At 63.5% G+C, this 15283-nt stretch carries 14 protein-coding genes; 13 read left to right on the top strand and 1 reads right to left on the bottom strand.

The genetic code is table 11. From position 1 onward, the window contains the following. Positions 1 to 9: 9 nt before the first annotated feature. From G3O06_RS10715 to G3O06_RS10705, 3 genes are all read left to right on the top strand, one after another. Positions 10 to 1122, top strand: coding sequence for an alkene reductase (locus G3O06_RS10715; RefSeq protein WP_205815983.1), 1113 nt, complete (start codon positions 10 to 12; stop codon positions 1120 to 1122). Positions 1123 to 1579: 457 nt separating this feature from the next. After that, positions 1580 to 2695, top strand: a complete 1116-nt coding sequence (locus G3O06_RS10710) for an alkene reductase (RefSeq protein WP_205815982.1) — start codon at positions 1580 to 1582, stop codon at positions 2693 to 2695. Between the two features lie 365 nt (positions 2696 to 3060). Continuing rightward, positions 3061 to 3444, top strand: a complete 384-nt coding sequence (locus G3O06_RS10705; RefSeq protein WP_205815981.1) for a DUF4437 domain-containing protein — start codon at positions 3061 to 3063, stop codon at positions 3442 to 3444. Between the two features lie 85 nt (positions 3445 to 3529). On the opposite strand, the gene G3O06_RS10700 is transcribed toward G3O06_RS10705, so the two are convergent. Further along, positions 3530 to 4921, bottom strand: a complete 1392-nt coding sequence (locus G3O06_RS10700; protein WP_205815980.1) for a PLP-dependent aminotransferase family protein — start codon at positions 4919 to 4921, stop codon at positions 3530 to 3532. Between the two features lie 381 nt (positions 4922 to 5302). Here G3O06_RS10700 and G3O06_RS10695 point away from each other — a divergent pair, with 381 nt between their 5' ends. The 10 genes from G3O06_RS10695 to scpA are packed head-to-tail and all read left to right on the top strand — an operon-like array spanning position 5303 to position 15248. Beyond that, positions 5303 to 5785 carry an MSMEG_0572/Sll0783 family nitrogen starvation response protein gene (locus G3O06_RS10695; RefSeq protein WP_006405208.1) on the top strand — a complete coding sequence of 161 codons (483 nt, stop codon included), beginning with the start codon at positions 5303 to 5305 and terminating at the stop codon, positions 5783 to 5785. Positions 5786 to 5804: 19 nt separating this feature from the next. Next, complete coding sequence (locus G3O06_RS10690; protein ID WP_205815979.1) at positions 5805 to 6827, top strand: Nit6803 family nitrilase; 1023 nt, start codon at positions 5805 to 5807, stop codon at positions 6825 to 6827. Further along, positions 6820 to 7890 carry an MSMEG_0568 family radical SAM protein gene (locus G3O06_RS10685; protein ID WP_205816016.1) on the top strand — a complete coding sequence of 357 codons (1071 nt, stop codon included), beginning with the start codon at positions 6820 to 6822 and terminating at the stop codon, positions 7888 to 7890. The genes G3O06_RS10690 and G3O06_RS10685 overlap by 8 nt, the downstream gene beginning before the upstream one ends. Before the next feature lie 2 nt (positions 7891 to 7892). Further along, positions 7893 to 8453, top strand: coding sequence for an MSMEG_0567/Sll0786 family nitrogen starvation N-acetyltransferase (locus G3O06_RS10680; RefSeq protein WP_205815978.1), 561 nt, complete (start codon positions 7893 to 7895; stop codon positions 8451 to 8453). Continuing rightward, a complete protein-coding gene (locus G3O06_RS10675) occupies positions 8450 to 9436 on the top strand; it encodes a sll0787 family AIR synthase-like protein (RefSeq protein WP_205815977.1) in 987 nt (328 codons plus the stop codon). Before G3O06_RS10680 ends, G3O06_RS10675 begins: the two co-directional genes overlap by 4 nt. Then, positions 9433 to 10617, top strand: coding sequence for an MSMEG_0565 family glycosyltransferase (locus G3O06_RS10670; RefSeq protein WP_205815976.1), 1185 nt, complete (start codon positions 9433 to 9435; stop codon positions 10615 to 10617). Before G3O06_RS10675 ends, G3O06_RS10670 begins: the two co-directional genes overlap by 4 nt. Before the next feature lie 9 nt (positions 10618 to 10626). Continuing rightward, positions 10627 to 10911, top strand: a complete 285-nt coding sequence (locus tag G3O06_RS10665; protein ID WP_205815975.1) for an MSMEG_0570 family nitrogen starvation response protein — start codon at positions 10627 to 10629, stop codon at positions 10909 to 10911. A 56-nt stretch (positions 10912 to 10967) separates the two neighbouring features. Continuing rightward, positions 10968 to 12269 (top strand): MSMEG_0569 family flavin-dependent oxidoreductase, encoded by a 1302-nt coding sequence (locus G3O06_RS10660; protein WP_205815974.1) that lies wholly within the window; start codon positions 10968 to 10970, stop codon positions 12267 to 12269. A gap of 4 nt (positions 12270 to 12273) precedes the next feature. Next, entirely contained in the window at positions 12274 to 13113 is an 840-nt protein-coding gene (locus tag G3O06_RS10655) for a Pnap_2097 family protein (protein WP_205816015.1), read from the top strand. Further along, positions 13110 to 15248, top strand: a complete 2139-nt coding sequence (scpA, locus tag G3O06_RS10650) for a methylmalonyl-CoA mutase (RefSeq protein WP_205815973.1) — start codon at positions 13110 to 13112, stop codon at positions 15246 to 15248. The genes G3O06_RS10655 and scpA overlap by 4 nt, the downstream gene beginning before the upstream one ends. The last annotated feature ends 35 nt before the right edge of the window (positions 15249 to 15283 follow it).

The raw sequence follows: 15283 nt of genomic DNA, 5'->3' as shown, positions 1-15283 counted from the left end.
GTGTTCATCATGCCGACGTTGTTCGATGCTTACGATCTCTCTGACCTGCGGCTGTCCAACCGTATCGTCATGGCGCCGATGACGCGCGCACGTGCAGTTGATACCGTTCCGCCCGCGCACATGGCAACGTACTATGCGCAGCGTGCCGGGGCCGGACTGATCATCACTGAAAGCGCTCAAGTGTCAGTGCAGGGGCGCGGCTACTTGTGCACGCCGGGCATCCACACGTCGGCGCACATTGCCGGCTGGAAGCGGACGACCGATGCGGTGCATCGCGCGGGTGGACGCATTTTCATACAGCTCTGGCACGTCGGGCGGGTTTCTCACGCATCACTGTACGACGATGGGCAGCACCCGGTTTCGTCGGTCGCCGTGGGCGCCGCTCATACGCTCGTCCAGGCTTACGGCGACGATGGCTTGCCGGCACAGGTGCCGACGAGCGTACCGGTTGCACTGGACGTCGCCGGCATTCGGCAAGTGATCGATGATTTTCGCGTGGCGGCGCGTAACGCGATGGCCGCGGGATTCGACGGCGTCGAGATACATGCCGGAAACGGTTATCTGTTCGAGCAATTCATCAACGCCGGCCTGAACACGCGTGCCGACCTGTACGGCGGCCCATCGATCGACAACCGGCTGCGCCTGCTGCTCGAGACCGTGGATGCCGTCAGCGAAGAAATCGGCAGCACCCGTGTTGGTGTGCGCGTGTCGCCCTACGCGCGCCTCGCAGATCTGACTGCATTCGACGGGGAAGACGAAACGTGGCTCGCACTTGCGGATGTGCTTTCGCAGCGCAGTCTGGCTTACGTACATGCCAGTCATCTCGGTACGGCTGCATTCCAGCAGGCGTTTCGACATGCGTATCGCGGTACTTTGATGCTGGCGGGTGGCTTTACGGCAGAAACGGCCCGGCTGGCGATCGAATCCGGGCAGACCGACCTTGCAGTGTTCGGGCGTCCGTTCATCGCCAACCCGGACCTGGTCGAGCGATTCCGTCATGGATGGCCGTTGGCGGAAGCCGGGAAGGATGCATTTTACGGCGCGGGGACGCGTGGCTACATCGATTATCCCGCCTATTGTCCGGATACAGGTCAAGAGGCGGAGGCGGTCGGGGTGCAGTAATGCGTCGAATAGCCACACCGTACATGTCGGTCCGATGCGGAACTTGACCGGGCGTGATTGCATGAATGCGCATATTGTGAGCGAGGCGGCCGCTGCCCCGTTGCCTTGCACGCAATGTAGCGTTGCGTACCGGGTGCATTCCCCGAGCAGGTGTCGGCACATATGCTCGTCGCTGTAGTCGCTCCCGGGCTTCAGGCGTGAACCGCGCTTCCGGCAAGCGCTCCGACGAGACCGCGTCGATTTTGTTAGCAATTTTGCTAATGATCAGTTGGTCTGTCACGGCTTTAACGCCGGTCGGGCAATACATATAGTTTCAGTCTGATGGTAGAGAAGGGCACTTTCCGGCGCTGGCGCCACGCCCCTTTATTTATCGGATGATTAATTGAATGGTGAGTCGATACAGGATGCACGGTTTCGTGCGCCAGCGACTCGCCTGACTCATCAAGGAGAACACTGAATGGCTTCGCTTTTTGATTCTTTTGACCTTGGCGCGATCCGACTCCCGAACCGCGTCGTCATGGCCCCGCTGACGCGTGCTCGCGCAGACGAGAACGATGTGCCGACCGAGCTGATGGCAAAGTACTACGCCCAGCGCGCAAGTGCGGGCCTGGTGATTTCCGAGGCAATCAACATCACGCCGAACTCGCAGTCGTTCGAGCGCTCGCCGGGCCTCTACACGCCGGATCAGACGGAAGGGTGGCGCCGCGTCGTCAATGCGATGCATGAAGCGGGCGGACGCATCGTCGCTCAACTGTGGCACACCGGCCGCGCTAGCTCGTTCGCGCTGCTGGATGGTCAGGCGCCCGTGTCGCCTTCCGGTCTGAATGACGATCTGCATGAACTCCATGTCTGGGGGCAGCTGGAAAACGGCGTATACACGAAGATCCATGCGACTCCGTCGCGCGCCATGACGCTCGACGAAGTCAAGGAGGCCGTGCAGGAATATCGGCACGGTGCCGAAAATGCGGTCGCGGCCGGATTCGACGGTGTCGAGATCCATGCTGCGAACGGTTACCTGCCGCATCAATTCCTGTCCCCGACGACCAACCAGCGCGACGACGTATACGGTGGTTCCGTCGAAAATCGCGCTCGTTTCCTCCGCGAGATCATCGAGCAGGTGGCGGAGGTCATTCCGCTGAATCGCATCGGCGTTCGGATTTCACCGTTTGCTGCGTACAACAACGTGCGGGACCCGAATCCGGTCGAGACGTACAAGTACGTTGCCGAGATGCTGGAATCGTTCGGCGTCGCGTATCTGCATATCGGCGATACCAACGGCTGGTTCGACCGTCCGGACCTGCCCGAGATTCTCGAGATCGTGCGTCCCGGCTTCTCAGGACCGATCATCGTGAACGGCGGGATCAGCGGCGACAAGGCTCAGGCACTGGTCAGCAGCGGGGACGCCGATCTCGTCGCGTTCGGACGAGCGTTTATCGCCAACCCGGATCTGGTCGATCGCCTCAAGGTTGGTGCGCCGATCTCAATGCCGTCGCCGATGGACTGGTACGGTGGCTCCGAGAAGGGATACACCGACTACCCGACGTACGCACGAGCCGCAAGCACGGCGCAGTAAGCGACCGAAGCTGATCGGGCTGCCAGACGTCTGCGGGCTCGATGCCTGAGACGTCTCCTCGACGCCACCGATTCCGACCCGACGAGCATGCGCGGACGTCAGCGGAAATCGAGTGTCGTCGGGGGCCGATATGGCAGGGCAGCGGAGAGAGAACGTGCTCGGTTGTAGCGGCAGCCGGCCTACACTGAGCCATGGCTGCCTCGTCCGGGAGACTGGTGTACGTCGGGATCTTGTTTATAGCGTGTGGATGCAGCCGATCGGGTCGCAACATCGCCGGATTCGACGTCCTTGTCCGTAACTGAAGTGTTGTTTCAGCGTACAGGTAGGCGGTTTTCGAATTGCATTGTCACGTGAGGAGAGATGAAATGAGCAATCAAGAAGTGAAAGTCGTCGACACCAACATGATTCCGTGGGAACTGCTTGATGTTCCCGAACTGAAGGCCACGATTCCGCAGAAGCTGTGTGTCGTCGACGAGGACACGGGAATGTCCGTTGCGAAAATTTGCTACAAGGCCGGCTTCACGAACGTTTCCCACTGGCACAACTGTGCGCATGGGATGTACGTGCTTGACGGCATTCTGGTCACGAGCGCCGGCTCGTTCGGTCCGGGCAGTTTCGTGTGGTTCCCGGAAGGCACGACGATGTCGCATGGCGCTCAGGCCGACAACGATGTGACGTTCCTGTTCATCACGAACAAGCCCTTCGATATTCACTACACGCATCTCGACGGAGATGCGCCCAGGAAGTAACCATAATAATCCGGGCGGGGCGCGATGGTGCGGGCAGATCGCTGCCTGACCGTTTGGCCGTGCTTGCACGCGTGCAGACCGTCAATCACAGCGTCGCACCGTATAAATGATGCGCATCGGTCAATGCATCGGCGACGAGTTGCAAGCCGTCCCGGCACTGCTCCCGATCCTGCGGCCCGCCCAGGCAGATGCGAATCGCGGCGGGCGGGTTACCGTCCGTTGAGAACGCAGCACTTGCCACGGCAGCGACGCTGCGACTTCGCAGATGCTGGGCCAGATCGGACGCACTCCACAGGCTCTCGTGCGGAATCGGAAGCCAGAGATGGAAACCGTCGGGATGCGCATCGAACGGCCACGCGCCGAGAACCCGAGCGGCGATCGCCTGCCGGGCATGGGCCTCCGACCGGATTGCCGTCAACATCTCGCTCGCCGTTCCGTCGTTGATCCATTCGGTGGATAGCAGCATCGTGAACGGACTCGGCATCACCGTCGTGGCGCGCAACGCGCCGGCGATACGCTGCGCCTCGCGTGCCGTCGGCGCCAGCAGGTAGGCGATACGCAGTCCGGCACCGAGATTCTTCGACATGCCTGTCACGTAGTAGGTCAGTTCAGGTGCCAGCAACGCCAGTGGAGGCGGTGCGCTCTGCGGCAGCATCGCGTAGGCGTCGTCTTCGATGATGGGTACGTTGTAGCGCATCGCGACGTCGGCCAGTGCTTCACGGCGTCTGTACGGTATCGTCACCGTGCTCGGGTTCTGAAGGGTGGGGTTGCAATAAAGTGCGGCAGGCCGTCCGGTTCTGCAAAGCGATTCGAATGCATGAGGCAACGGCCCGTCGTCGTCGCGTGGCAGCGGCTGCAACTGCACGCCTAATTGCGATGCAATCGCCTTGATGCCGGGGTAGGCGAGCGCGTCCAGGCAGATCGAATCGCCGCGGCGTGCCAGTCGAGAGATGAGCGCGACGAGGGCGCTGTGGATTCCCGGGCAGACGAGCACGGCATCGCCGCTGCAGCCGGGAAGTCGATGCGCCAGCCACACGCGGCCGGCGGCGCGATCTGCCGGCGTGCCGCCGAAATCCTGATATCGCATCAATTGATACGGATCGGCCGCGTTGAGCAAGGCGGCTGCCGATTCCTGCAGTCGCCTGGCCATCTCGGGCGGCTCCGGCGGCATGTTCATTGACATCTCGACGCTGCTCCCACCCGACAGCGGGATGGTCCGGGTCGGGCCGCGCACGAACGTACCGCTTCCTGCCCGTGTATCGAGCAAGCCGCGTCTGCGGGCTTCCGCATAGGCGCGCGCCACCGTCGTGTAGTTCAGGTTCAACGCACCGGCGAGATCGCGCAGTCCGGGCAGGCGATCGCGCGGTTTCAGGCGGCCCGCCGCCAGATCTTCCTCGATGAGATCGGGGATCAACAGATACGCCGGTTTTCTGCTTGCCGACAGCCGCTTCGACCAATGATGGATTGCGTCATCCATACCTGTTTCCATTTGATGATTCATCAAAACGTTAGCATGGCGGATCAATAGAAAATATCTATATCGACAGTCTGAAGCCGGCTGATCGCATTGATTGCATCGTGTATCGGATTGATGCATCGATGCACGCTCGATGCGCACGCATTCATGCCTGTTGCATCAGTCAGGTGCACGCCACCGCCCGGACAGGCCGCTTCCTGTCCGAGCCGCATTCGGTCACGCAAGGATCGGACCGGCTGCAACGGCATTTATCGAATGAATGATTGGAGAGTGATTGCATCAGGTCTGCGCCTGGTTGGCATATGCGTTGCGTTAATGAGATCGCCCGGACTCGAAAGCGTTCGGGAACATCACTCAACGCATTTTCAAACGGAGCGTGCCATGCCCGCAGTGAATCAGCCTCTGCACAAGAAGGGAGATTTCCTCGTCGACTACGAGGAGAAAGTGTTCGAAGACGTCAAGGCGGAACCGGGCGAGAAGGCGCTCGTAACGTTCCACACAGTCGCGTTCGAGGGATCGATCGGCTTCGTGAACCTCCTGCAGGCGACGCGCCTGCAGCGCAAGGGGTTCGAGACGTCGGTGCTGCTCTACGGCCCCGGCGTGACACTCGGCCTGCAGCGCGGGTTTCCGACGCTCGGCGACGAGGCGTTTCCCGGTCACCTGAACTTCAACAAGCAACTCGTCAAGTTCATGGAAGAGGGCGGGAAGGTCTACGCGTGCCGCTTTGCACTGCAGGCACTTTACGGGCATGGCGAGGCGTCGCTGATCGAGGGCATTCGACCGATCAATCCGCTCGACGTGCTGGATATCCAGCTGCTTCACCGCAAGGAGAACGCGCTGGTCATCCATACCTGGACCGTTTGATCGAATGACGGGTGCCATCATGTCCGACAAACGCATCGTCCGGGCGGCAGCCGTCCAGATCGCTCCCGATCTGGAGCGTGCCGGCGGGACGCTCGACAAAGTCTGTGCGGCGATCGACGAGGCCGCCGGCAAGGGTGTTCAGCTGATCGTTTTCCCCGAAACATTCGTGCCGTACTACCCGTACTTCTCGTTTGTGCGGTCGCCGGTCGCATCCGGCGCCGATCACATGCGGCTCTACGAGCAGGCCGTGGTGGTGCCCGGTCCCGTGACGCATGCGGTCGCCGAGCGCGCGCGCCTGCACGGGATGGTCGTCGTGCTCGGCGTGAACGAGCGCGACCACGGCAGCCTGTACAACACGCAGTTGATCTTCGACGTCGACGGACGCCTCGCGGTGAAGCGCCGCAAGATCACGCCGACGTTTCACGAGCGGATGATCTGGGGGCAGGGCGACGCGGCCGGACTCAAGGTTGCGCAGACCGGTGTCGGACGGGTCGGCGCGCTCGCGTGCTGGGAGCACTACAACCCGCTCGCCCGCTATGCGCTGATGACGCAGCACGAGGAAATTCATTGCAGCCAGTTCCCCGGTTCGCTGGTCGGCCCGATCTTTGCGGAACAGATCGAAGTCACGATTCGTCACCACGCGCTGGAGTCGGGCTGCTTTGTTGTCAATGCGACCGGCTGGCTGACGGACGCGCAGATCGCGTCGGTCACGAGCGATCCGGCGCTGCAGAAGGCCCTGCGGGGCGGTTGCAATACCGCGATCGTATCCCCGGAGGGCCAGCATCTGGCCGAGCCGTTGCGCTCGGGCGAAGGGATGGTGATCGCCGATCTGGACATGTCGCTGATCACCAAGCGCAAGCGAATGATGGATTCGGTCGGCCACTATGCGCGACCGGAACTTCTGAGCCTTGCCATCAACGATCGGCCGGCCGCGACGGTGACCCCGATGGGGATCAGCGGGTCGGCCGCACATGACTTCGAGGGAACCTGCCATGAGCGCGAACGCGAAACCGTCGGTGCAGAGCCGGCAATTGATGACTGAATTGCAATCGGTCGGGCTGCGTCTCGTGGATCCGCGCGCCGGAGCCGCGAGCCGGCGCGGCGGCGCCGGGCCGTCCGATCACAAGGCCGTGACGGTCGACGGCGTGACCATCATGGTGCCCGTGCATACGAGCACCGCGTGGGAATCGCCGTTCGTCGCGGCGGAGCCCGATGCGGCCGGTGTCAGCCTGCTGTCGCGCGGCACGATCCCGATTGCGAGCATCAGTTTTCCGTCGAACCCGCGATTCTATGCGTTGCAGACCCTCGAGGGCGTGCCGTACTCGCACATCGCGACCCTGCACGGCGCCGATGTGCTTGCGACCACGGTGTTGCAGACCTGCATTCGCTACGAGAGCCGGCGCAAGACCTGCCAGTTCTGCTCGATCGGCCAGTCACTCGCGGCCGGCCGGACGATCGCGCGCAAGACGCCTGAACAGCTCGCCGAGGTCGCGCGCGCGGCGGTCCTGCTCGACGGCGTCAAGCACGTGGTGCTGACCACCGGTACGCCGCCGACGCCGGATCGCGGCGCCCGCGTGCTGTGCGAAAGCGCGTTCGCGATCAAGGCGGCCGTCGATCTGCCGATCCAGGCGCAATGCGAACCGCCCGAAGACGACGGCTGGTTCGACCGGATGAAGGCAAGCGGGATCGATACGCTGGGCATGCATCTGGAAGCCGTGACACCGGCCGTGCGCGAACGGATCATGCCGGGCAAGGCGAGCGTGCCGTTATCCCGGTATATGGCGGCATTCCGTGCGGCCGTCGCCGTGTTCGGCCGCGGACAGGTCAGCACCTACATTCTCGCCGGGCTGGGGGACAGCGAGGCTGAGATTCTGGACATGTCACGCGAGCTGATCGGCCTGGGCGTGTATCCGTTTGTCGTGCCGTTCGTTCCGATCAGCGGCACGCCGCTGGAGAGCCACCCCGCGCCGTCGCTGGACTTCATGCGGGCGGTACTCGCGCCGCTCGGCGCCATGTTGCGCGACGCAGGCATGCGTTCCGCCGACATCAAGGCCGGGTGCGGGAAGTGCGGCGCCTGCTCGTCGCTGTCCACCTACGAGGCGTGATCATGTACTGCGCAGAGATGGGACTGGTCAACAGCCGCGACACGTACCGGCCTTCCGAATACCGGATCAAATGGGCGGAGCTTCCCTGGGAAATCGACGAAGCGTACAAGCTGCGCCGGGCCGTATTCTGCGTCGAGCAGGGGATCTTCGTCGGCGACGATCGTGACGATATCGATCGCCACGCGCAATTGCTGGTCGCGGTGAGCTGCTGCGCAGGGTTGCCGGAGCAGGTGGTCGGCACGGTGCGGATTCATGAAACCGTGCCCGGAACCTGGATGGGTTCGCGGCTCGCGGTGCATCCAGCGTTTCGCCGGCAGGGTAGGATCGGCTCGATGCTGATCGCGCTGGCCGTCAGCAGTGCGCGTGCCGAAGGGTGCCGGACCTTCGTCGCACACGTGCAATCGCAGAACGTGCCGTTGTTTCGTCGGCTTCACTGGGATGCGCTCGGCGAGGAAACGTTGTTTGGCCGCTCCCATCAACTGATGCAGGCGCAACTGGCGCACTATCCGCCGTGCGGCACGCCGTTCTCCGGATTCGTCCTGCGCTCGGAGGCACGGCAATGAGCATCGAAAAGCGTGTCGCAATGCTTCGCGCGAGCCGCGGCTTCCAGCACAAGCACGATATCTCCGGCGTGGTCGCGTCGCTGGCGGAGGCATTGCCAAACGGCGAACGGGATCTCGCGCAGGCTGTGGCACTCGGCGACGACTGCGCCGCGATCATGGTCCCGGACGGCTACCTGTTGTTCGCGATCGAGGGCATGGTCGGCGATTTCGTCGAGTCGATGCCGTGGTTTGCCGGGTACAGCGGCGTGATGGCGAACATCAGTGACATCTATGCGATGGGCGGGCGACCGATCGCCGTTGTCGATGCGTTGTGGAGCGACGGGATCGACGCCGCGCAGCCGGTGCTCGCCGGGATGGCCGCGGCTGCGTCGGCATATGGCGTACCGATCGTCGGCGGTCACAGCAACACGCGCAGCGCACAGGGGCAGCTGGCGGTATCGATCCTGGGCCGGGCCCGCGCGCTGCTGTCGAGCTTCAACGCGCGGCCGGGCGATCGCCTGATGATGGCGGTCGACCTGCGCGGCGCATTCGAGGAGCCGTATCCGTTCTGGAATGCGTCGGTCGGCGCGCCGCCGCCCCGGCTGCGCGCGGATCTCGAGATCCTGCCGGCGCTGGCCGAAACCGGGCTATGCGATGCCGCGAAGGATATCTCGATGGCGGGCGTGCTTGGCACGGCGCTGATGCTCGTCGAATGCTCGCGCGTCGGTGCGCGGATCGCGCTCGACGCGATCCCGCGTCCTCCAGGTGTCGACTTCGATCGCTGGCTGACAGCCTTTCCGAGCTACGGGTTCCTGATGGCGGTGCGGCCGGCGCATGCCGACACGGTCATGGAGCGCTTCGCCACGCGCGGGCTCGCATGCGCGGTGATTGGCGACATCGATGCAACGCGCGAGGTCGTCGTCGAGGAGGCGGGTGAAACGGCGGTGCTGTGGGATTTCCGGATCGCCCCGTTCATTGCCGGTGCAAGCGGAGGTGCCCGATGAGTCGCGATTCATTGCGCATCGCGCTGCTTACCCACTCGGTCAATCCGCGCGGTGGTGTCGTGCACACACTCGAACTGGCCAGCGCGTTGCACGAAGCGGGAAGCGACGTCACCGTGTTTGCGCCGGCAGCGCCGGGGGAGGCGATGTTCCGCGATGTCCCGTGCCGCGTCGTTCTGGCCCGCGTCGATGTCCGTCCGAGCAGCATCGCCGAAATGGTGGCCGGCCGGATTGCCGCGGTCGGGAACACGTTGCTGCAGCACGACGTCAGCCGGTTCGACATCCTGCATGCGCAGGACAGCATCACGGGGAATGCGCTGGCCGAGCTGAAGCAGGCAGCGGCGATAGACGGATTTGTGCGGACCGTGCATCACCTCGATGTATTCGACGACCCGCAGCTCGAAAGCTGGCAGGAACGAGCGTGGCGAGAGGCGGACCAGGTGCTGTGCGTGAGCGCCGCCTGGAAGGCCACGATGCGCGAATTGTTCGGGATCCGGGCGAGCGTGGTGTCCAACGGCGTCGACGTCGCCCGATTCGATCATGTAGACCAGGGCGGAATGCAGGCGGTGCGGAGCCGGTTCGGCTTGCACGACGGGCCCGTCGTCCTGGCGGTCGGCGGGATCGAGGCCCGCAAAAACGCCATCGCGTTGCTCGACGCGTTCGCACGACTGCGCAGCAAGATGCCCGATGCACGGCTCGTGATCGGCGGCGGTGCCAGCCTGCTGGACCACGACGCATATGCGCGCCGCTTCGTCGCGCGTGCTGCCGCGCTCGGGCTCGGTATCGGCGTTGGCGAGCCTGTCGTGACCACGGGGCCGCTCGACGACACGGCGCTGGTGGCGCTGATGCACTGCGCCGACGTGGTGTCGATGGTATCGATCCGAGAGGGATTTGGGCTGGTCGTGCTCGAGGGGCTCGCATGCGGAAAACCCGTCGTCGTGTCTCGCATCGAGCCCTTTACAGAGTATCTGGACCAGCATGCGTGTGTATGGGCCGATCCCGGCGACGTCAATTCGATCGCCGACGCGTTGCACGATGCGCTATCGGGACGGCGTTCTCCCGATTTCGCTCATGCGGTCCCCGCACTGCTGAACCGCTTCACATGGCAAGCGAGCGCGCGCAAGCATCTGGACATCTACCGGGACAGGCTGGCGCAGCGTGCGCAAGTCGTGTCCACCGAATGAGGAGGAATCATGCCGGTCATGCATTTTCGGGTCCGTTGGCCCGACCAGTCGGAAACCAACTGCTATTCGCCTTCGACTGTGGTGTCGGAATTCTTTACACCCGACACGCAATACGCGCTCGACGATTTCGTCGAACGGGCACGCCGCGCATTGGGTATCGCGTCCGATCGGGTGCGCGAGAAGTACGGGTTTGCGTGCTCGGCCGCCATGGACGAACTGGTACGGATCGAGGCGCACGCGGAACGATTTTCGCCGCAAGGTGACGCGACCGTGACCGTCATCGAACTCATCTGAGGCGGTCGTCGCGCACGATCTACTTGCTGTCACCACCACACATTCAGGACTGCATGATGTCAACCGAACCCATTGTTTCCTCGACCATTCCGTATGTCGATTCCCATCTCAGCGTAGCCGTCATCGGTGGCGGGCAGGCGGGATTGTCGATCAGCTACTACCTGAAGCAGGCCGGCATCGATCATCTCGTCTTCGAAAAGGAGACCGTGACGCACACGTGGCGCAAGCAGCGCTGGGACGCGTTCTGTCTCGTGACGCCGAACTGGCAGTGTGCGCTGCCGGGCTACCCGTATCGCGGTGCCGATCCGCACGGCTTCATGACGAAGGACGAGATCGTCGACTATCTCGACGGATTCATCCGGAGCGTCGAAGCCCCGGTGCTCGAACATACCGGCGTCGAGCGGGTGACGCGTGACGCTGACGGACGCTATCGCATCGCGACGTCGCGTGGCGCGTACACGGCGGACCAGGTCGTCGTGGCGTCGGGCGGCTACCATCGGCCGATCGTGCCGCGGATGGCCGAGCGGCTTCCGGCATCGATCGTGCAGATCCAGTCGTCGGCGTACCGGAATCCGGCCGCATTGCCGGACGGACCGGTGCTCGTGGTCGGATCGGGGCAGTCGGGTGCGCAGATCGCGGAAGATCTTCATCTCGCCGGGCGGAAGGTGTACCTCGCGGTGGGCGATGCGCCCCGCTGTGCCCGTTTTTACCGGGGCCGGGACGTCGTCGACTGGCTTGCCGACATGCAGTACTACGACATGCCGGTCGATGCGCATCCGCTGCGCGAAGGCGTCCGTGACAACACCAACCACTATGTGACCGGCCGCGACGGCGGTCGCGACATCGATCTGCGCCGCTTTGCCGCCGAAGGGATGGAGCTGTATGGCAGGCTCGAGGACTTCGTCGACGGGCGGTTGCAATTCTCCGCAGACCTGGCGGCGCAACTCGACAGCGCCGACGATACATACAACCGGATCAATGCCGGCATCGATGCCTACATCGAGAAGAACGGGATAACGGCGCCGTCTGCCACACGCTATGAACCCGTGTGGCGGCCGTCCGGCGAACGCACGGCGCTCGATCTGGCGGCCAGCGGCATCACGTCGGTCATCTGGTGCATCGGATTCACCCCCGATTTCAGCTGGCTTGATGCGCCCGTCTTCAATGGCCGCGGCTATCCTGCGCACCAGCGCGGCGTGACGCCGGTTCCGGGGCTGTACTTCGTCGGGCTGCCCTGGCTTCATACGTGGGGTTCGGGACGGTTTTCCGGGGTTGCGCGCGATGCCGCCCACATCGTCGAGCAGGTCGAGGCTGCTCGGACGGCCGCACGAGGTTCGGCAGAGAGCCTGGTCGCCTGACGCGATGCATTCCACCATCCATCGCTATCGGGCCGGCATGCCGCAACTCGCGCACACGGGGCTCTCCGAAAACTGGCTGCTCAAGGAGTGCGGGCAGCGTCACTGGGAGGCGCTGGCCGCGCATTCTGGCCGCGGCGTTCCCGAGTTTTTCGACGACGCTGGGCGGCGCGCCTATCCGTCGTTCGTCGCGGTATGGGTCGACATGAATCCGCGTCACGCGATTCGCGAAAATGAAGCATTTGAACTCCATGTCATGCTGCACCGGGTTGGCGCTATTCGCCATTTCAGCGAACAGCGGATCCGGCGAGGCGAGGATGAGGTCGGCGTCGTACGAATGATGTCGGTGTTCGTGACACGCGAACACGCCTGCAACAACCGCTCGGTGGTGAAGGCGCGCATGAGCGGTATCGATGGCCGTGCCGATTCGGTGCCGGTCGATGCACGATCGATGGCCGAACGTGCGAAGCGACTGCGTGTACGGGATGCATCGGCGCTTCCCATGCTCATGAGTGTCGGCGAGCGCCGCGCCGACGGTGCCGTATTCCTGCCGTGTCCGAACATGGACTTCAACGGTGCCGACCTGTTGTACTTCGCGAACTTCCAGGCATTCACCGACCGGGCGGAGTGGCAGCGCCACCGCCACCGCTTTTCGCATGTGCCGCTGCTGACGGCACGTCAGTTGTATTTCCACGGCAACCTCGATATCGGTGACACGTTGACCGTCCGCGTTGTGCGCGAATGCGTGGACGCCCGAGGCCTCGTGCACTGGAGCGAAATCGTGCGCGGCAGCGACGGCATGAAGATTGCCGATGTCGTCACGGAAAAATGCCGGGAGCGAACATGAAAGTGTCAATTTCCCGGCGGCGAGCCGTCGGGGGGCAGGAGGCGACACCGATCGAACCGCGTGCGCGCACCGTGCCGCTCAAACCGATTTATACGCAGGCGGACCTCGCGGGAGTTCCGCACCTCGGCACGCTACCGGGCGCCTGGCCTTACGTGCGAGGTGCCCACGCGTCGATGTACACCGAGCGTCCGTGGGCGATCCGGCAGTACACCGGTTATGCCGATGCCGCAGACACCAATCTGGCCTTTCGTACCGCGCTCGAACAGGGAGCACAGGGGGTGTCGGTCGCGTTTGACTTGCCGACGCAGCGCGGCTACGACTCCGATGACGCCGAGGCATCAGCCGATGTCGGCCTTGCAGGGGTCGCGATCGATACGACCGATGACATGGTGCGACTGTTCGATGGTATTGCGCTTGACCGGACGACAGTGTCGATGACCATGAACGGTGCCGCGCTGCCGATCATGGCAGCATTCGTCGTTGCGGCCGAGGAGCAGGGCGTGCTACCTGCACGGCTGCGCGGAACGATCCAGAACGACATCCTGAAGGAGTATCTGGTTCGCAATACGTGGATCTACGGGCCGGAACCGTCGATGCGAATCGTGGCGGACATCGCGTCATGGCTGGCGCAATATGCGCCGCAGTTCAACGCGTTGTCAGTGTCGGGTTATCACTTCCAGGAGGCCGGCGCCGATGCGGTGCTCGAACTCGCGCTGACGCTTTCGAATGCGAGGGCGTACGTCGACGCAATGACGGCGCGCGGCGTGCATCCGGACGAGGCCTGCTCGCGCCTGAGTTTCTTTTTCGGCGTCGGCAGTGACTTCTATACCGAGATCGCAAAGCTTCGTGCGGCGCGTCTGCTGTGGGCGGACGTTGCAGCGGCCTGCGGTTCAGGTTTGCCGAAAGCGCGTGCATTGCGCATGCATTGTCAGACGTCGGGTTGGTCGTTGAGTGCACAGGAGCCCGCGAACAATGCCGTACGTGTCACGGCCCAGGCGATGGCAGCGGTATTCGGTGGTACACAGTCGCTGCACACAAACGCGTACGACGAGGCATTGGCGTTGCCGTCCATGGAGGCAGCACGACTCGCGCGCAATACTCAGCTGATTCTGCAGCATGAAACGGGCTTGTGCGATACCGTCGATCCGTGGGCCGGCTCGTACATGATGGAATCCCTGACGGATGGCATCGCAACGCGTGTCCGCACGGAAATGGAGGCCATCGACCGGCAGGGCGGGATCATTGCAGCGATTGACTCCGGATGGGTCAAACGGCGTCTGCTGTCTGCGGCCGCCGCGATACAGGGGGAGATCGACGCGGGCCGCAGGGTCGTCGTTGGAATGAACCGGTTCGTCAGTCCGGAGCTGGACGGAGATATTGCCTCGCGCGAGATCGATAGCCACTATGTGCGCGCCGCCCAGACGACGCGAATCGCTGCGACCAAGGCGTCACGCGACGCTGTACGGGTCGCGTCCGCATTGCGCGATCTGGCCGAAGCGGCACGCAGCGGGAAAGGTAATCTGCTCGGGGTGACGATCGAGTGCATGCGCGCTCGCGCGACGGTTGGAGAGTGCACGCGAGCGCTGGAAGCGGTTTGGCCCCGTCATGTTGCGGTTGTGGATGACGGAGCGAGTGCCTATGACGAGCGGAGGCAGGAAGACGCGTTGTGGCTGGCGACCAAGAATCGAGTGGAACTGCTGTCGAAGCGTATTGGACGCAAGCCGCGAATTCTGATCGCCAAGCTCGGACAGGACGGGCATGACCGCGGTGCGGCTGTCGTCGGGTCCGGTCTCGAAGACGCCGGTTATGACGTCGTTCGTATGCCGCTGTTTCAGCAACCTGCATCGGTTGCTGCTGCGGCCGAAGCCGCCGACGTCGACCTTGTCGGCATCTCGTCTTTGTCGGGTGCACACGTCGAACTCGTCGATGCCGTGCTTCGCGAATTGGTCGCGCGCGGGTCGACAATTCCTGTCGTATTGGGCGGAGTCGTTCCTGAGCGGCATGCCGAACAACTGCGGAATCGGGGTGTGGCGGCGACCTTCGGGCCTGGCGTGCCGCTCGACGCGATTGTCGACACGCTATGTTCATGCGTTGAGATGATGTATGACGGGGCCCTCGCGAGCGCTCCCGTCTGATGTCGAGATTCACTTCAAGATGGCAGTCGAGATGT

This window comes from Burkholderia sp. Ac-20345, from assembly GCF_017104825.1.
GTDB classification, from domain to species: domain Bacteria; phylum Pseudomonadota; class Gammaproteobacteria; order Burkholderiales; family Burkholderiaceae; genus Burkholderia; species Burkholderia lata_B.
This window is presented reverse-complemented; position numbering and strand designations above follow the sequence as displayed.